The 21,128-nt window shown below is 69.6% G+C and carries 16 protein-coding genes and 1 tRNA gene; 10 read left to right on the top strand and 7 right to left on the bottom strand.

From position 1 onward, the window contains the following. Positions 1-42: 42 nt before the first annotated feature. Positions 43-2,313 carry a protein kinase domain-containing protein gene (locus tag AMYBE_RS41435; protein ID WP_051124675.1) on the bottom strand — a complete coding sequence of 757 codons (2,271 nt, stop codon included), beginning with the start codon at positions 2,311-2,313 and terminating at the stop codon, positions 43-45. 163 nt (positions 2,314-2,476) lie between these two features. Continuing rightward, complete coding sequence (locus tag AMYBE_RS0110585) at positions 2,477-3,454, bottom strand: ArsR/SmtB family transcription factor (RefSeq protein WP_020659347.1); 978 nt, start codon at positions 3,452-3,454, stop codon at positions 2,477-2,479. Between the two features lie 68 nt (positions 3,455-3,522). Between AMYBE_RS0110585 and AMYBE_RS0110580 the strand changes: the two genes are divergently transcribed. The 5 genes from AMYBE_RS0110580 (at position 3,523) to AMYBE_RS0110560 (ending at position 9,884) form a co-directional block, all read left to right on the top strand. After that, the gene (locus AMYBE_RS0110580; protein WP_020659346.1) at positions 3,523-4,725 is read left to right on the top strand and encodes an MFS transporter; all 1,203 of its coding nucleotides are present in this window, start codon (positions 3,523-3,525) and stop codon (positions 4,723-4,725) included. A gap of 356 nt (positions 4,726-5,081) precedes the next feature. Continuing rightward, entirely contained in the window at positions 5,082-5,933 is an 852-nt protein-coding gene (locus AMYBE_RS0110575) for a geranyl diphosphate 2-C-methyltransferase (protein ID WP_020659345.1), read from the top strand. Positions 5,934-5,957: 24 nt separating this feature from the next. After that, positions 5,958-7,061 carry a family 2 encapsulin nanocompartment cargo protein terpene cyclase gene (locus tag AMYBE_RS0110570; RefSeq protein ID WP_027927554.1) on the top strand — a complete coding sequence of 368 codons (1,104 nt, stop codon included), beginning with the start codon at positions 5,958-5,960 and terminating at the stop codon, positions 7,059-7,061. 22 nt (positions 7,062-7,083) lie between these two features. Then, complete coding sequence (locus AMYBE_RS0110565; RefSeq protein ID WP_020659343.1) at positions 7,084-8,496, top strand: family 2B encapsulin nanocompartment shell protein; 1,413 nt, start codon at positions 7,084-7,086, stop codon at positions 8,494-8,496. A 5-nt stretch (positions 8,497-8,501) separates the two neighbouring features. After that, a complete protein-coding gene (locus AMYBE_RS0110560) occupies positions 8,502-9,884 on the top strand; it encodes a family 2B encapsulin nanocompartment shell protein (RefSeq protein ID WP_020659342.1) in 1,383 nt (460 codons plus the stop codon). 76 nt (positions 9,885-9,960) lie between these two features. On the opposite strand, the gene AMYBE_RS0110555 is transcribed toward AMYBE_RS0110560, so the two are convergent. Further along, positions 9,961-10,506: a snapalysin family zinc-dependent metalloprotease gene (locus tag AMYBE_RS0110555; RefSeq protein WP_020659341.1), complete on the bottom strand. Its 546-nt coding sequence runs from the start codon at positions 10,504-10,506 to the stop codon at positions 9,961-9,963. A gap of 29 nt (positions 10,507-10,535) precedes the next feature. Next, positions 10,536-11,252: a S1 family peptidase gene (locus AMYBE_RS0110550; RefSeq protein ID WP_027927553.1), complete on the bottom strand. Its 717-nt coding sequence runs from the start codon at positions 11,250-11,252 to the stop codon at positions 10,536-10,538. 372 nt (positions 11,253-11,624) lie between these two features. Between AMYBE_RS0110550 and AMYBE_RS0110545 the strand changes: the two genes are divergently transcribed. Beyond that, on the top strand, positions 11,625-12,686 hold the full coding sequence (locus AMYBE_RS0110545) for a S1 family peptidase (protein WP_027927552.1): 1,062 nt from the start codon (positions 11,625-11,627) through the stop codon (positions 12,684-12,686). An 80-nt stretch (positions 12,687-12,766) separates the two neighbouring features. Here the strand turns inward: AMYBE_RS0110545 and AMYBE_RS0110540 are convergent, their stop codons facing one another. Together AMYBE_RS0110540 and AMYBE_RS0110535 are read right to left on the bottom strand one after the other, a co-directional pair. After that, entirely contained in the window at positions 12,767-13,942 is a 1,176-nt protein-coding gene (locus AMYBE_RS0110540; RefSeq protein ID WP_020659338.1) for a L,D-transpeptidase, read from the bottom strand. A gap of 189 nt (positions 13,943-14,131) precedes the next feature. Beyond that, a complete protein-coding gene (locus AMYBE_RS0110535) occupies positions 14,132-15,085 on the bottom strand; it encodes a cation diffusion facilitator family transporter (protein WP_027927551.1) in 954 nt (317 codons plus the stop codon). Between the two features lie 573 nt (positions 15,086-15,658). On the opposite strand from AMYBE_RS0110535, the gene AMYBE_RS43935 reads away from it, so the two are divergent. The 4 genes from AMYBE_RS43935 to AMYBE_RS0110515 all read left to right on the top strand — a co-directional run bounded on the left by AMYBE_RS43935 (position 15,659) and on the right by AMYBE_RS0110515 (position 19,281). Continuing rightward, a complete protein-coding gene (locus AMYBE_RS43935; protein ID WP_020659335.1) occupies positions 15,659-16,402 on the top strand; it encodes a hypothetical protein in 744 nt (247 codons plus the stop codon). A 38-nt stretch (positions 16,403-16,440) separates the two neighbouring features. Beyond that, positions 16,441-17,487 carry an AAA family ATPase gene (locus tag AMYBE_RS41425; protein WP_211226814.1) on the top strand — a complete coding sequence of 349 codons (1,047 nt, stop codon included), beginning with the start codon at positions 16,441-16,443 and terminating at the stop codon, positions 17,485-17,487. A 136-nt stretch (positions 17,488-17,623) separates the two neighbouring features. Continuing rightward, entirely contained in the window at positions 17,624-18,841 is a 1,218-nt protein-coding gene (locus tag AMYBE_RS0110520) for a vWA domain-containing protein (protein WP_020659334.1), read from the top strand. Positions 18,842-19,197: 356 nt separating this feature from the next. Beyond that, positions 19,198-19,281 (top strand) — tRNA-Leu (locus AMYBE_RS0110515). Here AMYBE_RS0110515 and AMYBE_RS43930 read toward each other — a convergent pair. Beyond that, positions 19,263-21,014 carry a recombinase family protein gene (locus AMYBE_RS43930; protein ID WP_027927550.1) on the bottom strand — a complete coding sequence of 584 codons (1,752 nt, stop codon included), beginning with the start codon at positions 21,012-21,014 and terminating at the stop codon, positions 19,263-19,265. The genes AMYBE_RS0110515 and AMYBE_RS43930 overlap by 19 nt on opposite strands. Between the last annotated feature and the right edge of the window lie 114 nt (positions 21,015-21,128).

The following is a 21,128-nucleotide window of genomic DNA, read 5'->3' as shown; positions in this document are numbered from 1 at the left end:
CGGCCGGGCCAAAACGCATTTCCCGCTCGTCCTCGGCCGCACTCAGTGCGGCTTGGAGACGTCGCCCGGCCGGAACGACGCCAGCGACTGCTCCACCAGCGCGTCCAGCGCGTCCTTCTGTTCCTTCGGATAGACCCAGCGCAGCGCGTTCGTCGATCCGGCCGCCCGGTAGCCGCGTTCGTAGAAGATCTTCCCGTCCGCCTCGTAGCCGGACAGCGAGTAATGCTCGCCCTCGACCTTCTGGAAGGTGACGTGGCCGCCGCTCGCTTCGACTTCGGCGACCGCGGCGGACAGCGCATCCGGCGGACCGCCCGCGGTGTTCGTGCCCCACACGGTGAGGCTCGCGTCGAGGCCCGCGTTCGAGAAGGTCACGCCGTCGCCGTCCGGCGGTGTGTACGGCGACTTCCCGTAGCCCGGAGGGACAGCCACGCTGAAGCCAAACCGGTCGTTGGTGTAGGTGCCCTGGTCCGAGACCGGCGCGGAACTCGACGGAGAGGCAGGCGCGGCCGACGACGACGCCGCCGGCGCTGCCTTGCCCAGCCGTGACACGAACTGCGGCAACAGCAGATCGTCCAGCTCAGCGTGCGGGATCGACACGGTTTCCTTGTCGCTGGCGGTAGCACAGCCCATGTCGTACCAAAGCATCTCGAACTCCGCCCCGGACGGCGTGAACCCGATGTCCGCGGCGGGCTGATGGGGATTCTTCGCGAACGGGATGTCCGCCGCGTCGATGGTGGCGAGCCGGTTCTCCTGCCCGGAGACCGCCCAGGTGCAGAACCCGGACCTCGTGTGCGGGGTCAGCCGCTGGGTGAGGGTCTGCATCCCGGCCGCGGTGAGCACGTCGGGCCGGAACATGTCCTTCCACTCCAGCACCCGGCCGGTGACCAGGTCGACGTTGACGGTTTCCGGGAAACGCCAGGTGGCGTGGCCCAGGATGGTCGAGTCGAGGTCGTTGTCGTAGCGCACCGACAGCACCGTCGGCGTCTGCAGCAGCACCCGCGAGGCCGTCCGCGCCCCGGCGGTTTCGTGGTCGTCCTTGAACCGCTGAAGGATGTCCGGGTTCGCCACCTCGTCGTGTATCTGCTTCAGCCGCTTGTCCACTGGTGCCCGCAGCGCGGCGTTCACCCGGTCCCGCACCGCCGGGTCCGCGCCGCCGGACAGCTGCGGGTACTGCAGCGAGTACGTTATGGGCAGCGCCGGATCCTTGCCCGCCAGCGTCTGCATCGCCACCGTCACCGGAGCGGGCGGCGGCGGATCCTCCTTGCCATTGCCGAAAATCGCCACCCCGCCCGCGACCAGCGCCCCGACCAGAACCAGCGCGCCGACGACCTTCCCGACGATCACCGTCGTCACGCCGGTCCCCGCGCCCGCAGCCGGCACACCGCCCGCCGCGACGGCGCCCGCGCCGACCGGTGCTGCCGCGGTGCCGGCGGTGGTCAGCAGCGCCAGCGGCGTGAGCGCGGTCAGCGCGGCGGCCGCGGTGCCGAGCCGCTTCCAGCCGCGTTTCTCCCAGTCCTTGCCGTACGCGGCGCGAGCGACGGTTTCCAGCTCGGTCACGAACGCACCCGCGGTCGCCGGCCGCCACGCCGCGTCCTTCGCCATCCCGCGCGTGATCAGCGGCCGCACCGCCTCCGGCACCGCGTCCAGCGACACCGGAGCGCCGACGTGCATCGCGCGCAGGTCGTCGGCGGTTTCGGCCTGGAACGGCAACTGCCCAGTGACGCACTGGTAGAAGACGCAGGTGGCGGCGTACACATCGGTGGCGGGCTGACCGGGCTGACCGGACCATTGCTCGGGTGCCATGTACGACGGCGAGCCGGCGCTCAGTCCGTTGTGTCCGTCCAAAGTGGCCAGCCCGAAGTCGACCAGCTTGGAATCGCCCTCCCGCGACACCAGCACGTTCCCCGGTTTGTAGTCGCGGTGCACGACGCCGACCGCGTGCGCGTCGGCGAGGCCGAGCAGCGAACCCTTCAGGATCGCCAGCGCCGCCTCCGGCGCGAGAGTTTTCTCCACGGTGAGCAGCGCGCGCAGCGACACGCCGGGCACCGCCTCCATGATCAGCGCCGCACCGTGCGGCGTCTCGACGTAATCGAACAGCCGGACCACGTGCGGGCTCCGAACGCCGGACAGCAGCCACGCCTCCCGGCGGAACGCGTCGGCGATCCGAGCGTCGGCCAGGTACTCCGCGCGCAGGTACTTGATCGCCGCCATCCGGCCGGACTCCTCGTGCTTGGCCAGCACGACCCGCCCGAAGCCGCCGACGCCGAGCTCGTCCACCTCGGTGAATCCCGGCACGCTCCAGGTGTCGCCCATCCGCCGCCCCCTCCGGTCCGATTCGGACTCCCCGGTCCGCGGGCGCCCTCGTTGCCCGTTCCGTCCTGTCCGCGGGATCGTACTCCGGAGATGTGGCGAATGAGGGCCGATTGTCACACTTGCCCAGCCTGGCTGGCACCGCCACAGTCCCGCGAATCACCACTCACCGGCCGCCGCCCAGCAACCGCAGCCCCTCCTCGGTAGTCCGGTAGGCCACCGTCCGCCCCGCCCGCTCCCCCGTCACCAACCCGCTCTCCCGCAAGACCCGAAGGTGCTGCGACACTGCGCTGGGCGACACTCGCATCCGCTCCGCCAGGCCCGTCACCGTCCCGGGTGCCCGCAGCACCTCCAGCAGCTCAGCCCGCCGGCACCCCAGCAGCCGGACCACATTGCCCGCCGCCGGACGGCGTTCTGTCCAGAGTGCACCGACGCCGCGCGCCGGATATCGAACGGTCGTCTGCGTCGTCGTGTTCAGCTTGATCAACACCACCGGCGGCCCCAGCACCAGAGGCGACAGCACCAGCCCGCCTGCCGGCCGCCCTGGCGACGGGCGATTGTCACCCTCCAGGGTCAGCCGGCCGTCCTGCCAGGTCAGCTCGCCGTGCAGATCCGCGAACAGCCGCGACGCGCCGCCCTCGGCCCACCTCCGTGCGCGGTACGCGACGTCCGCGTCCAGTACCGCCCGGATCCGCTCCCAATGCGGCGCGATCAGCCGATCGTGTGCCTCCCGTAGCTCGGTCGCGACCGCCCGCATACCTGACACCGGGTCAGCCGCCAGCTGCCGCACCGCCGACGGCGGTCGCGAACCGAAGACCCGCTCCAAGCTGCCCCGGACCTGGTCCGGCGCCGTGGCGCGCATCGCGGCCAACGCCTCGTCGATCGTCGTCACCGCTTTGGCAGGCGCGGGCAGCAGGAACTGGGGCCAGCGCGGCAGGCCGGACGCGATCAGCGGCCAGGTCCGCGACAGGTCCAGCGGCCGCGCGGCCAGCTGCCGGGCCGCCCACTGCGTCCACGGTTCATGCCGGCTGCGGCCCCAGCTCCGGCCCAGCGTCTGCAGACCGGAGATCGTCTCCGACAGCGGCGAGATCGCGAGCCGGACGCCCGCAAGGTCGCCAACGCTCAGCTCCAAGGTCAACGGCACACCGTCGATTATGTAGCACCGAGCTACATCGTGGCGAACACACGTTCGAGTGCGGAACTGTGCTCGCCATGCCCGAACGCACTCGGCTGCCCGCCGCCTACTGGCGCCTCTGGTGGGCGTCCGCCGTGGACAACGTCGGCGACGGCATGGCCGCCGCCGCGGTACCCCTGCTGACTGTCACGCTCACCCACGATCCGGTGGAGGTCTCCCTCGTCTCGGCGGCGACCTACCTGCCGTGGCTGTTGCTCTCCCTGCCCGCCGGCGCACTCGTCGACCGCGTCGATCGGGTCAACCTCATGTGGCGGTCGCAAGCGCTCCAGTCCGTCATCGTCGCTGTCCTCGCCGCGCTGATCTGGCTGGGCAAGATCGGCGTCCCCGGTCTGGCAGTCCTGGGCTTCGTGCTGACGTCCTGCGAAGTCGTCTTCGCCAACGCGTCGCTGGCAGTCCTGCCCGACTTGGTCACCGCCCCGCAGCTGCACCGCGCGAATGGTCATCAGTACACCATCGCCAACGCCGGCCAACTGTTCCTCGGACCGCCGGTCGGCAGTGCCCTCTTCGCCGCCGCGGCAACGCTTCCGTTCGTCGCCGACGCAGGTTCGTTCCTTGTCTCCGCCGCGCTGCTCGCGTCCTTGCCCCACGCTCCGCCAGCCCGGACGAACCACGCGCCGATCCGCACTGCGGTCGCGGAGGGCATCCGATGGCTCATCGGCCACCGGCTGCTCCGCACCTTGGCCGGGCTGCTGGCCGTCAACACGTTCTGCTTCCAGCTCGGCAACGTCACCATCGTCCTGCTCGCCACCCAGACCCTGCACGTCAGTGAACACGGCTTCGGCCTGCTCCTCGCCGCCGCAGCCGTCGGAAGCGTGCTCGGCGGCCTGGTCAACGCTCCCCTCGCCGCACGGATCGGCCCGCTGCCCGCGCTACTGCTCGCCCTGACCGCCAATGCGGTCATCTTCGTCTTCATCGGCCTCAGCCCGAACGCCTTCGTGCTCGGCGGGCTGATGGCGCTGAACGGCCTCGCGACCACGCTGTGGAGCGTCGTCACGGTCAGCTTGCGCCAGCAGGTGATCCCGGCCGAACTGCGCGGCCGCGTGCACAGCGTGTACCGGATGCTCGGCTGGGGCCTGATGCCGCTCGGCGCACTCGCCGGCGGCTTGGTCGCCGACCGCCTCGGCATCCGCGCGGCCTTCCCGGTCGCCGGTGGGCTGCGCGGGGTCGCGCTGGTCGCCGCAATGCCGGTCATCGTTTCGGCGATGCGCGCTGCGGACTAGCGAAGGCCTTCCTGCCCCGGCGCGGGGCCGCTCCGTTCGAAAATCGGGCCGCTCTGCCCGGTCCCGCACGGGCAGCCCGCCCGCACAGACCGTCGCCCGCCGTCATCCGCTAGTGCCAGCCCCCTGCTCAATCGTGCCTCCGGCCACCACCCGCTGAGACCCCGAGCCCGGCCCGTCCTAGGCCAGACGAGGCATCGCCGCCGCGTTTTTCCGGCCCGCGAGTGAATCGGCTCCGCTCGTCTTGTCCGGATAAAACATTCCTCGCTAGCCTCGGACACAGAGCGGAAAAGCAGCACGTCGGCCCCGCCTGATTCACGCTGCGCCGATTCCTCATTGCAGTCGAAAGGAATTCAACGATGACCTCTGTCGCCCGCTCGGTCACCCGCACCGACTACCAGCGATCGGTCGCGGACTACTGGAACGCGGAAAAGGACCCGGTCAACCTGCGGCTCGGCGACGTCGACGGTCTCTACCACCACCACTACGGCATCGGCGACTACGATCCGGCCGTGCTGGACGGCCGCGGAAAACGGCGCGACGACGCGATCATCGCCGAGATGCACCGGCTGGAGACCGCACAGGCGGACGTCCTGCTGCACCATCTCGGCGACCCGTCGCCCGCCGACCGGCTGCTCGACGCCGGCTGCGGACGGGGCGGCACCAGCGTGATGGCGCATCGGCGGTTCGCCTGCCAGGTGGACGGCATCTCCATTTCCGAGCAGCAGGTCGAATTCGCGAACGAGCAGGCCCGCAAACACGGCATCGACGGCGCGGTGCGATTCCATTTGCGGAACATGCTGGACACCGGATTCGAGAGCGGCGATTTCGCCGGAATCTGGAACAACGAAAGCACGATGTACGTCGACCTGCACGATCTGTTCGCCGAGCACGCGCGCCAGCTGCGTCCAGGCGGGCGATACGTCACGATCACCGGCTGTTACAACGACCTGACCGGCGGCCGGTCGCGCGCGGTGAGCCAGATCGACCAGCACTACATCTGCAACATCCACGCCCGCAGCGACTACTTCAAGGCGTTGGCGGACAACGGCTTCGTCCCGATCACCGTGGTCGACCTGACCGCCGAGACCATCCCGTACTGGGAGTTGCGCGAGAAGTCGCCGGTCGCCACCGGCATCGAGAAGCCGTTCCTGACCGCCTATCGCGAGGGCAGCTTCCACTACCTGCTGATCGCCGCGGACCGCGTCTGACCAGGCCGGCTCAGGGAGGCAGTCATGTCCGCAACCGCAGCCCTCCTCGGCTGCAGCACTCCCCTGCCCGGTGGCCTCGGCATGTCGGCAGCGCGGATCGCGGCCCAGTTCGCGCCGCCGCGTGCGCAGCAGGGCGGCGACCCGGCGTACGCGGAGCTGGAATGGGGCGACGGCAGCGCGCCGCCGCTGTACGGTCCGGTCGTCGTCCGGCGCGACGAAGCACTCGCCGCCGAGGTCGACCGGCGGCTGGTCGCGTGGGCTGCCGAATGCGGCTTCGAAGGCGAGGGCCTCGAACAGATCGCGCACGCCGGGTTCGGGAAGCTGGTGACTCTCGCCCATCCGGACTGCGCCGATCCGGATCGACTGCTGGTCGCCGCGCAACTGAACGCCGCATGGTGGGCAGCCGACGACTACTACGCCGACGACAGCACGCTCGGTGCGGCACCGACCGAACTCCCGCCGCGGCTGGCTCTGGTGATGGCCGCGATGGACCCGGTCGCACCGGCCGGCGAGTTCACCGCGCCGCTCGAGGAGGCACTGCGGTCCGACCCGATCCTGGTCGGGCTGCACTCCGCGATCGACCACCTCGGCCGGCACGGTTCGCCGGTGCTGGTGCAGCGCGTGTGCTACGCGACGTTCGCGATGTTCGTCAGCTGGGACGCCTACGCGGCCTGGCGCCACACCGGCCGATACCCGCCCGCCTGGGAGTACCTCGCGGCCCGCCAGCACGACAGCTTCTACACGTCGATGACCCTCGTCGACGCCGTCGGCGGGTACGAACTCGGCGCGCCGTACTACTACGACCCGCGGGTGCGGGAGGCGATGATGCGGGCCGGCACCGCGGCGGTGCTGGTCAACGACCTGCATTCGGTCGCGAAGGACGCAGCCGACGAGAACCCTGTGTGCAACATGGTGCTGCAGATCGCTGCGGACCGCGGCTGTCCGGTGGCCGAAGCCGTGGAGATCACCGTCGGGCTGCACAACCGGATCGTCCGAGAGTTCGAGGACGGGCGCCGGGCGCTGCTGGCCGTTCCGTCGCCGGAACTGCACCGCTTCCTGGCCGGCGTCCGCGACTGGATGGGCGGCGGCTTCGAATGGCACGCCACGAACCCTCGCTACCAATCCTGAATCCAGACAAGGTGGAATCGCAGTGACTGTCACCGAACCGGCCGGCCGCGCCGACGCCGCCGACGAACCGCTGAGCCTCGGCCGGGCCGCGGCGCGGCAGCTGGCCACCACAACCAAGTCCGTGCCGCAGATGCAGGGCATCAGCACCCGGTGGCTGCTGAAAGCGCTGCCGTGGGTGGAGGCGTCCGGCGGGACCTACCGGGTGAATCGGCGGCTCAGCTACACCGTCGGCGACGGCCGGGTCACCTTCGTCGCGAACGGCGACGACGTCCGGGTAGTCCCGCCCGAGCTCGGCGAACTCGCGCCGCTGCGCGGGTTCGAGGACGAGGAGGTGCTCGCCGAACTGGCCGGCCGGTTCCAGCGGCGCGAACTGGAACCGGGCGACGTGCTCGCCGAGTTCGGCAGCCGGTCCGACCAGGTCTTCCTCATCGCGCACGGAAAGATCGCCAAGGCCGGCGTCGGCGCGTACGGCGACCAGACGGCTCTGGGCACCCTCGCGAACGGCGACTACTTCGGCGAGAACGTACTGACCAGCGCGGACGCGATCTGGGAGTTCACCGCGAAGGCGGTCACCGCGGCGACCGTGCTGGCGCTCTCGCGGCAGGAATTCGAAGGTGTGCTCAACCGGTCCGAGACCCTGCGCGCGCACCTGGAGGAGTTCGTCGCCAGCGGGTCCGCCGCCCGCAACGAACACGGCGAAGCGGAGATCGCGCTCTCGGCCGGCCACGACGGGGAGCCCGCGCTGCCGGGGACGTTCGTGGACTATGACACGAGCCCGCGCGAGTACGAGCTCAGCGTCGCGCAGACCGTGCTTCGCGTGCACAGCCGGGTTTCCGACCTGTACAGCAAACCGATGAACCAGACCGAGCAGCAGTTGCGGCTCACCGTCGAGGCGCTGCGGGAGCGGCAGGAACACGAGCTGGTCAACAACACCGACTTCGGCCTGCTGCACAACGCCGATTTCGACCAGCGGGTGCCGACCCGGACCGGCCCGCCGACGCCGGACGACTTCGACGAGCTGCTGTCGCTGGTGTGGAAGGGCCCCGGGTTCTTCCTGGCGCATCCGAAGACCATCGCCGCCTTCGGCCGGGAGTGCAGCAAGGCAGGCATCTACCCCGGCCCGGTCGACCTCGGCGGGCATCAGGTACCAGCCTGGCGCGGGGTGCCGATCCTGCCGTGCAACAAGATCCCGGTCACCGAGCACCGGACCAGCTCGGTGCTGCTGATGCGCACCGGCGAGGCGGAGCAGGGCGTGATCGGGCTGCACCAGACCGGGCTGCCGGACGAGTACCAGCCGGGCCTGAACGTGCGGTTCATGGGCATCAGCGAGCAGGCGATCGTGTCCTACCTGGTCTCCGCGTATTACTCGGCCGCGGTGCTGGTGCCGGACGCGCTCGCGGTGCTGGAAGCGGCTGAGATCGGGCGGGAGAGCTGAGGCCGGTGCCGACGATCGAGGAGCCGCGGCTTTCGCTCGGCGTCAAGGCGGCTCGACAGCTCGCCACGACGACCAAGTCGGTCCCGCAAATGCGCGGGATCACCCCGAGGTGGCTGCTCTCGCAGCTGCCCTGGGTCGAAGTCCCCGGCGGAAGCTACCGGGTCAACCGGCGGCTCACCTACGCCGTCGGCGACGGCAAGGTCAGCTTCTTCCAGAACGGGCCGCAGGTGCGGGTGGTGCCGGCTGAGCTGACCGAGATCGGGGTGCTGCGGGGTTTCGAGGACGAGACTGCGCTGGCCGCGCTCGCCGACGCGTTCGAGCAGCGGGAGTTCGAAGCCGGGGCCACTGTGGTCGGAGCCGGGTCCCCAGCGGACGGGCTGTTTCTGGTGGCGCACGGGAAAGTCACCCGGCACCGGACCGGCGCGTACGACGTCGAGACCGCATTGGGCACCTTGACCGACGGGGACCATTTCGGCGCGGAAGTGCTGGTCCGCGACGACGCGACGTGGGGGTTCACGGCTCGGGCGGCTACTCGGGTCGTCGCGCTGGTGTTGCCGCAAGCGGCTTACGCTCGGTTGAACGGTCGGCTGGATTCACTGCGCGCGCACGTAGCCGAAGTGACAGCCCGGCCACTGAAACCGCAGAACCGGAAGGGCGAAGCCAGCATCGACCTCGCCGCCGGGCACGACGGCGAGCCGCTGCTTTCCGGGACCTATGCGGATTACGAGCCTTCGCCGAGGGAGTACGAGCTTTCGGTCGCGCAGACCGTGCTGCGAATGCACAGCCGCGTTTCGGATCTGTACAACGGGCCGATGGACCAGTTCGAGCAGCAGCTGCGGCTCACCGTGGAGGCGTTGCGGGAGCGGGAGGAGTTCGAGCTGGTCAACAATGCCTCGTTCGGCTTGCTGCACAATGCGGATCTGGCGCACCGGATCACCACCCGGCGCGGGGCGCCGACTCCCGCCGACCTGGACGACCTGCTGTGCCGGCGGCGCAAGACCCGGTTCTTCCTGGCCCATCCGCGGGCCGTCGCAGCGATCGGCAGGGAGTGCACGCGGGCCGGAATCTATCCCGAACCGGTTCTGGTGGAAGGAAAACAGGTCATGGGATGGCGCGGGGTGCCGGTCCTTCCGTGCGACAAGATCCCGGTCACCGATGCCGGGACCACGTCGGTGCTCGCGTTGCGGACCGGAGTCGACGACGCCGGCGTGGTCGGGTTGCGCCCGCCCGAGCTGGACGATCAGTACCAGGACGGCGTCAACGTGCGGTTCATGGGGATCGACGAGCATGCGGTCGCTTCCTATCTGGTCAGCGCCTACTCGTCGGTGGCGGTCCTGGTACCGGATGCGCTGGGGGTCCTGGACGACGTCGAGGTCGCCCGGCCGTGACGGCGGAGCAGTCCGGGAAGGGCCCTGTCGGGGCCTCGGATTGCGGCCCTTCCCGGACGTGCGCGACCGGTGGCAGCTACCGGTAGAGATGCCAGGCGGCCGCCGCCTCGCGGACGAAGCCGTTCGCGAAGTTCGCGTCCACCTGCGCGCTCTCCTGCGCGTCCGGCATCGCGTTCTTGCACGACGGTCCCGGCCCGTGCCCGGACATGATCTCCGAGCATGGTCCGCTGTAGTCGTCCGGCAGGCCCAGGTTGTGCCCGAATTCGTGGGCCAGGATCCGGGTGGGATCGTTGCCTTCGGCCACTTGCTCGGTGTCGATGTAGATGTCGCCGTTGCCGTGTCCGTCGGTCTGTGTGTACGAGCCGCCGCCGGTGATCTCGTGGATCGAGATCGTGGCTGCGCCGCCCGCGTTCAGGTGGACGTTCTGCAGCACGCTGTTCCAGTTCGCGGCGGCTTGGGTCGCTTCCGACTGGTAGTCGGGAGCGCCGCTGGCGTCGTAGTACAGCTCGACCGCGTTCGGCGACGCGTCCGCGGCGGCTGCCGTGGCGACCTGGACGCCGGTCAGTCCGAGCAGCGCGGCGGCGAGGCCGCCCGCGAGGCGAGCAGTGCGGGAGATTGCCATCAAGGTAGTCCTCTCTCCGAAGAGCGGCGTCAACTGCCGATTTGCTGATCGATCCAGGACAAGTACTGGGCGATCCCGGTGTAGAGCGTGGTGGTGGCGCATTCGCCGCCGTTGTCGCCGGGGCCGTGGGTTTCGCCGACCAGGGTCCAGTTCCCGGAGCTGCCGACGATCGCCGGGCCGCCGGAGTCGCCGTGGCAGGCCGAGTGGGCGTAGTCGCCGGAGATGCAGACGTCGCCGGCTCCCCCGCCGCCTTCCGCGCACGCGCTGCTGTCCAGCACGGACAGGTCGATCTGCTGCAGGGTCTCCGGGGTCTGGCAGTTCGGCCAGCTCACGCAGCCCCATCCGAGCAGCCGGGCGCCGGTGCCCGGGGCCGGGTTGCTGTGCGCCAGCGCGATCGGGGCGGACTGCGCCGGCTGGGTCAGGTGCATCATGGTCAGGTCGGTGCCGGGATCGGTGATCACGTTGTCGATCTGACCGACCTCGCCGCCGTAGTTGATGTCCGTCGAGCCGATCCGGCCCGAGGACGCGTCGCCGCAGTGGTGCGCGGTGACGATCCACTGCGGCGCAACGAGGCTGCCGCCGCAGCCGTTGTCCAGCGACACCATGAACGAGTACGTCTCGGTGGCGTCGCCGCCGCCGATGATCGCCGGCTGCGCCGCGGTCCGCGCCTCCACCGCCGACGCCGGCGCGCCCGCGGCGAGCAGCAGAGCGCACGCGCCGAGCACGGCAAGCAAGAGCTTGCGCATCCATTTCCCCTTCCATAGCAGCATGTCCGGTCCTCGCCGGGACAATGCGGAAATCGGCCGGATCCGGCCGGGGACTCGGCTTGGGCGGTTTCGCCCGCGCCGGGACACCAGAGTCGCAGGACCGCCCTGGCGGCGAACACCGTCGAAAGGAGGGAGGCGAAGCGGGCACGCCTGGTCGCGAATGCGACGATTGGCATAAACCACTCCGGAATAATCTCCGACGTCGGGCGAAATCCATGCTGCGCAACGGAAAGGGGGGTTCGCGACTTTCGTGGGTTCAATTGCCCGAAACCACTCCCTAACCTGTAAATCGCGCACGCATTCGTTCGCCGCGATGCGCCATCGTCCTATTCGCCAGAAACGGAGATGGTCATGCACTCAGCAGGCAGTCAAAGAAGACGCGGGGTCGCGTTAGCCGCGGCCGTTCTGGCCGCGGGATCCGTTTTCGCCGCCGCCGGACCGGCGACCGCGGCACCCGCCGCGAAACCGCTCAACGTCCGCGCGGCCACCGCGTTGTCGGGCAGCCTGACGAAATCGCTCGGCGACCGCACGGTCGGGTCGTTCTACGACCAGGCCGGGTCGAAACTGGTCGTCACGGTCACCGACGCGGCCGCGGCTGCCCAGGTCCGTGCCGCCGGCGCGACGCCGAAGTTGGTCAAGTACCGCGCATCCGAGCTGAAAGCCGTCACCGCCGAACTCAACGCCACCGCCCGCATCCCCGGCACCGCGTGGCGCGTCGATCCGCGCACCGGCCAGGTGCTCGTCACCGCCGACTCGACCGTCACCGGCGCCAAGCTCACCACCTTGACCGACGCGGTACACCGGTTTGGAGACAAGTCCCGGCTCTCCCGTTCGAGCACCAAGCTGCGTCCGCTGATCAGCGGCGGCGACGCGATCTGGGGCCAGGGCCTGCGCTGCTCGCTCGGCTTCAACGTGCACGATTCCAGCGGCCGCCCGGCGATCCTCACCGCCGGCCACTGCGGCGTCGCCACCAACGACTGGTGGGCCGACTCCGGCAACTCCCAGCACATCGCCACCACCCAGGCCGCCGACTTCCCGGGTACCGACTACTCGTGGGCGCTCTACGACGACGGCGTCGACGCGCCCAGCGCGGTGAACACCGGCCAGGACATCACCGGCGCCGGCGAGGCGACAGTCGGCGAAAACGTCACCCGCAGCGGCTCCACCAGCGGCGTGCACAGCGGCACAGTCACCGGTCTCGACGCCCAGGTGAACTACCAGGAGGGCACCGTCAGCGGCCTGATCGACACCAACGTCTGCGCCGAACCGGGCGACAGCGGCGGTTCGCTCTACGACGGACCGACCGCGATCGGCCTGACCTCCGGCGGCAGCGGCGACTGCAACTCCGGCGGGGAAACGTTCTTCCAGCCGGTCCCGGCCGCGCTCTCCGCGTACGGCCTGACCCTGCCGTAACGGCGTCTTCCGGCTCGTCCCGGGCCTTGGCACTGCCGAAGTCCCGGGACGAGCGCCGGATCCCGGCCCCGCGCGGGCGATCAGACCTTCTTCCGCCAGTCTTCCCAGCTGAACCGCCAGTCTGTCCAGCCGTCGCCCGGTTCCAGCTGCGCGCCGGTGTCCGTGACCACCACGACATCGCCTCGATGCGAGTTCTCGTAGAACCACTTCGCGTTCTCGACGCTGACGTTCAGGCACCCGTGCGAGGTGTTCGTCCGCCCCTGCTGCGCCACCGACCACGGCGCGGAATGCAGGAACTGCCCCGAGTTCGTCAGCCGCAGCGCGTACTTCACGGTGGTTTTGTAGCCGCCCGGCGAGTCGTTCGGGACGCCGTAGGTACTGGAGTCCATCGTGTACGGCGACTGCACGGTCATGATCAGCATCGTGCCGGAGACGCTCTTCTTCGACGGCTTGCCGAGGCTGACCGGCGAGGTCAGCACCAGCTGGCCGTCCTGGTAAGTCCGCATCTGCTTTTCGTTGTCGGACACCTTCGAGATGATCGACGCGCCGGTCTTGAACGAGATCTTCCGATCGGCTTTGCCGTAGACACCGTTGCCGAGCGACCGGCCGGCGATCTTGATGTCGAGCACGATCGTCGTGTACGCGGGCCAGTAGTCCTTGGTGCGGTAGTGCACCTCGTCGTCGCCGAACCAGCGCCAGGCGCCGGTCGCCGGCTTGTCCGACGTGACGGTCAGCATCTTCTCCGCCGCGGCCTTGTCGCTGACCGGGCTGGAGAACTTCACGGTGATCGGCATTCCGACGCCGGTGGTCTCGCCGTCGAGCGGGATCACCGACGGGAACGCCAGCACCTTCGGCTTCGCGGTGGTGAACGTGCTGGTCCGGGTCAGCGGCTTGCCGTCCGCGCCCGCCGAGGTCGCGCTCAGCGTGTACTTCGTGCCGTACTCCAGCGGCTTGCCGGTGCTCCAGTGCTGCTTGGCATCGTCCATCGCGCCCTCGACCGCGGTGCCGTCCTCCGCCTTCACACTCACCGCGCTCAGCTTCGACCCGCCCGCGACCGCGGTGACCGGCTCGCCGGGGGCGACGTCCTGCGCGCCGTCCTTGGGCCCGAGTTCGAGCGTCGCGGGCACCGAGGCCGGCGCGGGCGCGGCGGACTTCCCGCCTGCGGACGGGCTGGGATCCGGAGTGCTCGAACAACCCGCGATCAGCAGCAGCCCGGCCAAAATTCCCGCGGTGATGTACGTCGTGCGGTTCCGCACCCCGATCAGCCCCCTTCGCGCGCACTACCGGACATAGTAGACATAGCAATCGAAAGCAGTACGTCCGGCGTGACCAGACTGGCTGGTCAGGCGCGCGGGACTTCGGGATGCCGCCAGCGCCATGCCGAACCCGCGACCACGCTTCCCAGCCGACGAACCCCGCACTGGGACACTCGGCCGGAATCCGGGTCAGCGCCCGGTGAATCGGTAAGTCGGACCGTGCGAGTGCTCGCAGTGGTCAAGCTGGTCTTCGCTCGCGTGGTCCACCTGCAGCGTCGTGTGCTGGAGGCGGTGCTGGGCCCGCATGAGCTCCTCGATCCCCGCGCGCACCGCGTGGCAGTCGGCGGTCGGCCGGACCAGCACGTGCGCCGACAGCGCCGGCTCTCCCGACGTGATCTGCCAGATGTGCAGGTCATGCGCCTGCACTACGTCCGGCACCGACGCGACCTGCGCACCGACCACCTCCGGGTCGATCCCGGCCGGCGCGGCCTCCAGGAAGATCCGGCCGGACTCCCGGACCAGCCCCCAGCCCGCCTTCGCCATCAGCCCGGCGACCACCAGCGCGGCGATCGCGTCCGCCCGCGCGAACCCGGTCCACCACACGACCGCGCCGGCGATCGCGGTCGCGATGAACGCGTACAGATCGTTGAGGACGTGCTGGAACGCGCCTTCGACGTTCAAGCTCGACCGATTGGCCCGGCTGATGCACCAGCTCGCCGCGATGTTCACGACGATCCCGGCGATCGCCGTGACGAACACCAGCATGCCCCGCACCGGCGGCGGATCGATCAACCGGTCGACAGTCTCGTAGACGAACCACGCGGTGAGCAGCAGCAAGGTGATGCCGTTGGCCTGCGCGGACAGGATTTCCGCGCGCTTGAGACCGTAGGTGAACCCGCCCTTGGCCGGTCGCGCCGCCAGCCGGATCGCGACCAGTGCGAGCACGATCGACGCGGCATCGGTCAGCATGTGCCCGGCGTCGGTGATCAGGGCCAGCGAACCGGCCGCCAGCCCAACGACCAGCTCGACCGCCATGAAGCCGACAATCAGCGCCAGCGCCCAGACCAGCCACTTGCGGTCTGCACCGGCAGAGACGCCGTGGCCGTGGCCTTCGCCCACTTCTACCCCACCCATCCTCGACATATAGTGAAACGTGCATGCATTGTTGCGCACGGCTTGGCGAACGTCCACTCCGGGCCGCCAGGTCCCGGACCGCGAGCCGCACCCGGTCGGCCGCACAGCCGCCTGCCGGGTCTTCGTTCCGCCGCCCCCGTTTGCGGCGAACTCCCCTCAGCTCCGGCCCTGCGCACCGCGCGCCGCGTCCACGGCAACGTCCTGACCGCGCAGATCCGCGCCGACCTGCGACATCTGGCTCCCGACCTGCTCCGCTGGCATTTCCCGAGGATCAGCCCCGACGGCCTGCTGCGACCGGGACTCACCCTGTCGCTGGCGCGCTACCGCTCCGCCGCCGGCCACCTCCACCTCGTCGCACGCACTCCCCCGGCGTGGGCGAGCGCCGGGCAGCGAATCAGCCTCGCGCTCTGGGAGCCAACATCTCCCAGGGCCGGGGCGAGCCCGCATCCGCATCCCCGTCCCGACCGCCGATTCCGCCTTGACCTGCACCGCCACCTATGGGATGCGCGCTGAACCGCCGAACTGCGCGAACGTTCCGGACGCTGGACACCGAGCCCTCCCAGGCCCGAGATCCCCGCGGGCGTGGGCGCGGCTGCCGCAGGCCGGTGGCTGCCCGAGGCTGCGTTGCTGCTTCGGTCCGAAGGACGCACCAGCGGCCCGGTCGTTGTACGGCTCACCGGCCGGCACCGCCTGCCGCTGAACGTGGGCGACGCAGCCGATCATCCTTCCCATCTCTTGCCCGTCCTGCCGGACGCCGCGACCTGGGTCCCGCCGGACCTGGAACTGCTACACGCCGGATTGATCGACGTCGATCAGCTGCACCCGCTGGTCGCGTCCGCGCTCCGCCCTGACCACCGTCCTCTCGACCTGGCCCGGCCTCCCGACAGCGCAACGTCTTCACGCCCCGTCGATTGCCGCGGCGCCACCCACCGAATCGGCGTGGTCAACGGCGAACTCCCCCCGCTGGACCATCTCGCCGACGAGGTCCGCAGAGAAAAGCTGCTGGGCGCGCTGGGCGGTGCCGAGCTGCCCTGCCTGCGAGCGATCGACGAGGCGCACCGGTATCCGGAAAACCTGGTCGATGTCCGCGCCCGGCTCGACCACGGCGACACCGCCGGTGCCCTTGCTGCCGTTGAAAACTTGCTCGGCCCAGATGTTCTGCTGCGCAGCGGCGCACTACGCGACGAGCTGGAGTCCGCTGTGCGCCGCAAAGTGGCGCACGGCTTGTACCGGGCCGAGCTCACCGGCCACCGCCCGCTTTCGTCCACAAAGGACTCCGGCCGACGCACGGCCCGAGCACATCCGCGCCACGCAACCACTCGCTGAACCGATCCGACCCCAAGGTGAACAAACTGTCTACTGCCATGCACTCTTCTTCCGCCGCCACCCGTCCTCTCGACGTCGCCGCCGACCTGCTCGCTCTGCTGGACGAGACGACCACCGAGGCACGCGCCAACCCTCAGCTGGACGCGTTGACGCTCGCCGTCTCCGCCGATCTGCCCGTGCTGTTGTGGGGCGAGCCCGGGATCGGCAAAACCGCCGCACTGAACCACCTCGCCGCAACCTTGGATCTCCCGCTCACCACCGTCATCGCGAGCGTCCACGAACCGTCCGACTTCTCCGGTCTGCCGGTGCTCGGCGACAATCCCGCCGAGCAGGGCGTGCCGATGGCTCCGCCGGACTGGGCGGTACGCCTGGTGCAGGCCGGACGAGGCCTGCTGTTCCTGGACGAGCTGTCCACCGCGCCGCCCGCCGTCCAAGCCGCGCTGTTGCGCGTCGTGCTGGAGCGGCGGATCGGCGCTCTGCAGCTTCCGCGCGGCGTCCGCATCGCCGCCGCCGCCAACCCCCGGTCCTCGGCGGCTGACGGCTGGGAGCTGAGCCCGCCGCTGGCCAACCGATTCGTCCAGCTACAGTGGACATACGAGCACGATGTCGTGGTGCGCGGAATGGGCGGAACCTGGCCAGTGGCGACGCTGCCGGAACTCAACCCCGCCCAGCTCCCTGACGCCGTCGATTTCGCCCGGCGAGCAGTCTGCGGCCTGCTCGCCGCCCGGCCGGGACTGGTCCATCAACTCCCGAAGAACGAAGCGCGCCGCGGCGGCCCGTGGCCGTCGCCGCGCAGCTGGGAAACGACCCTCCGGCTGGTCGCCTTCGCCACCGCAGCCGACGCCTCCCGGGAAGTACTCTCCCTGCTGGCACGCGGCACCGTCAGCGACGGGCCGGGCCTGGAGTTGCTGGCCAGCCTGGACTGGACGGACTTGCCCGATCCCGAAACCCTGCTCGCTGAGCCCGGCAAAGCAGTCCTGCCCGAGCGCGGCGACCTGCGCCAAACCGTCCTCGACGACGTAGTCGAAGCCGTTCGGAAGCAGCACGCTGGCACGCCGCCTGGTCAGTCCTGGTCCGGGCGCTGAAGACCGGCGCTCCGGACCTGGTAGTCGTCCCAGCCGCCACGCTCGCGTCCTTGCGCCGCGACGACTGGGAAGTGCCCGCCGCCATCGAACGCCTTTCCAGCGCCGTCTCGGTCTCCCGGCTCGCAGGTGAGCCCCGATGACCTCACGAACCCTGGACGAGGAAAAGCTCTTCGCCGCCCGCCTGCACGCCGTCCGCGCCCGGCCATACCTCGCGACCGCGCTGTTCGCCCTGCACACCGTGGAATCGCACCGAGTGCGAACGATGGCCGTCGACCAGTACTGGCGTTGCTACGTTTCGCCCGCCTTCGTAGCCGGTACCCCGATGGAAGAACTCGCCGGAGTCTGGGTACACGAGGTCTCGCACCTGCTGCGCGACCACCACGGCCGCAGCGACCGCTTCGCCGCGCAGCACGAACTTACCGGGCCAGGAGAACGACTGCGGATGAACATCGCCGCCGACTGCGAAATCAACGACGACATATTCGGCGACGGACTGGCCCGCCCCGAAGGCGCCGTCGACCCGTCCCTGCTCAGACTGCAAGACGGACAGCTGATGGAGGACTACCTGCACCAGTTCCGGCTGGGCCCGCACACCAACGGATTCGCCTGGTTGGACTGCGGCAGCGGAGCCGACGGGCTCCCTCGGGACTGGGACCTAGCCGCAGACGGCGCACACTCCCTCAGCCCGCACGAACGAGATGCCGTCCGCTTCCGGGTCGCACAAGCCGTTACCGGCAGCCCCGGGAACGCGCCGAGAGGATGGCAACGCTGGGCCGAAGAAGCGTTCCATACTCCACAACCGTGGCGGGAACTGCTGGGTGCCGCACTCCGCTCCGCAATGTCCGGCTCCGCCGACGACTACACCTACGGCCGCCCGGCCCGCAGAGCATCCAGTCTGCCCGGCATCATCCTGCCGAGCCTGCGCCGCAGGCCGCCTCGAGTCTGCGTCATCGTCGACACCTCGGCTTCCGTCAGCGACGCCGAGCTAGGCAGCGCCATCCTGGAGATCGCCGCCATCGTCCACGCCACCGGCGGCCGGCGGGATCTGGTGTCGGTGCTGTCCTGCGACGCCGCGTCTTACGCGACCGGCCGACTGTGCGAAGCCGAAGGAATACCGCTCCGGGGCGGTGGCGGCACCGACCTGCGCGCAGGCTTCGCGACCGCCCTGCGCGCCAGCCCGCGCCCCGACGCGATCGTGGCCCTGACCGACGGGCAAACCCCGTGGCCCCACTCCCGCCCACCGTGCCGGACGATCGTGGGCCTGTTCGCCCGGGAGCATCGGGTGGACGAAGACAGTCCGGGCTACCGACCGGACGATCCGCCAGACTGGGCACGAGTGGTGACAGTGGGCTGACCTACGACGGCTGCGGGCCGCTGCTTGCCGCTTGCGGCGCTTGCGGTGCTTGCTTACCGCAACGGCCCGCTCCGCCGGTGACATGAGGTCACCTTCTGCGACCCTCCGCGACACCCTGAACATGGCCTCGTCCGCCAGCATCGCCATTCGCTGCTGGCTCCCCGAACACTGGACGCTCTCCCGCCACACCTGCAGGACCCGCTCCGACCGCACAATCAGAAGCCGCTGACCTGCGTAAACACAGGAGAGATTCGAGATGCGGAAAACAGATGATGATCTCATGCGGGGGTCGGCTTCAGTTTCACACCCCCCTGAAAGACGGGTTTGACCGTCGTATACTCTCTTCATATCAGCAAGTCCGAGTGGCGGAATGGCAGACGCGCTAGCTTGAGGTGCTAGTGTCCTTAACGGACGTGGGGGTTCAAGTCCCCCCTCGGACACAGACGTTAGACACACGGGGAGAGGCGGTCACCACGACCGCCTCTTTTTTGTTGTCGTAGACGACTTGCAGGCCGAGGTCCCGGTAGACCTGCATGATCCGGTCCGGGTTGCGCGAGTTCAGGTGTCGGGCGACGTCGCCGAGTGAGTCGAGCATCGCGTAGACCTCCGCCGCGTCGACGGTCGTCGCCTTGGGCAGGTTCTCTAGCTCTTCCCTGGCTGCCTTCCGCTCGGCCTGGGCGATGTTCATCGCGTCGACCAGCGCCGCCGGGTCAACCCCGGCCTCGATCGCCGCCTGGTGCCTGCGCAACCGCCCTTCCGCGTCGTTCAGCCGCTTCTCCACCGCCTCTCGGCCCGTACCCGGCTGGCCGCCCTGCGCCCCGACCAGCGCGGCAACCGTCTCGTCCCGGTTGGCCGGGTCGAAGACCAGACATAGCCAACCGTTGATCGGCGGAGTCACGACGTCCTCTCGCAGATTCACCGTCTTCGGGTGGTCGGCGAGCGCCGCAGAGCCCGGCGCCAGTGTCCGCGCGATGCACCGGTAGTACACGCCTTTGCGAATCGCCGCGCCCTGCATCTTCCGCGTACAGATCTCGCAGCGCACCAACCCTTTCAGCAAGTAGGTGTGCTTGGTGGCGCTCCGATCCCGGTCAAGCTTCGCAATGCCACGCATCCCGCCGGCTGCCCGGGACCGGCGCACCAGCTGTGCCTGCTTGAACGTCTCCACCGAGACGATCTCCGGGCGGGCGGGCCGCCGCGATCGAACGACGCGTTCCGGCTCCGCACGGCGGAACCGTACGACGTGCCCCGCGCTCACATCGTCCGGGTTCAGCAAGGTTTCGTGCTTCGTCCAGCGCCCGAAGATCGCGTACCCGGTGTAGCGCGGATTCTCCAAAATAGATCGAACGGTGCTGCCTTGCCAGCCATCCGCGAGCCGGTGACGGTTCTGGTCGCGCCGCCGCTCCGAAGGGCAGGGCACCCCGTCCTCATTCAAGCCCTTCGCGATCGCGCGGTCGCCCACACCTTCCATGTACTCGGAGAAGATCCGTCGGACGACGCCGGCAGCCTCATCGTCGATTGCCAACACGCGCAGCCGGAACCCCTCTGCAGCCTTCCGCGGGTTCGGGTGCGGCCCGCCATCGACCACGACGTATCCGTACGGCGCCCGGCCGCCCTGGTGCCGTCCTTCGTTCACCACCTGAGCGTCCATCGCTGCGCGAACGCGCGCCTGGACGTGCTGGCGCTCCGATTCGCTCATCCCGCCAAGCACGCTCATGAGCATCTTGTGCGACGGGTTCCGCGCGTCGAACTTTCCGCCCAGCTCGGGCACCCACAAGTCCACGCCGTAGGCCGCGAACCGTGGCGCGATCAGCGAGAACTGGTTGCCGAACCAACACCGGGTGCCCTCACCGACCACGACGGCGTTCCACGTCCGCCGCGGGTTCTTCAGCTCGGCAAGCAGCCGAGCGGCTTCGGTACGCCGCTCCCACGGCACCGAACGTGACTGCCCGATGTCGAAGAACTCGGCCACGACCCGTCCGCCCAGCGGCTCGACGAACTTCCGAGCGTTCCCGAACTGCCAGCCGCGAGAAGTCTCGGGGTCCTGGTTGTCCTCGGTAGAGCACCGGCCGTAGACCGCCAGCTCGCCGATCCCGTCGTCTACGGGGTCGACGACTTCCAGGCCAAGGATGTCGTCAAGCGTCGACCACGGGTCACTGCTGATTTCAGCCGTCACGGTCTACCTCCTCCGCCGGCCCGTCCAGTACCGGCACCTCGGCAAGCTCGATCAGGATGGCCAGCAAGCCGCGCGCGACAGCAGGCGTTAGCCTTGGCAATCCCGCAGGTAGGA

It is taken from the genome of Amycolatopsis benzoatilytica AK 16/65 (assembly GCF_000383915.1).
Lineage (GTDB): Bacteria > Actinomycetota > Actinomycetes > Mycobacteriales > Pseudonocardiaceae > Amycolatopsis > Amycolatopsis benzoatilytica.
The sequence above is the reverse complement of the archived record's forward strand: the minus strand, read 5'-3'. Positions and strand labels throughout refer to the sequence as shown.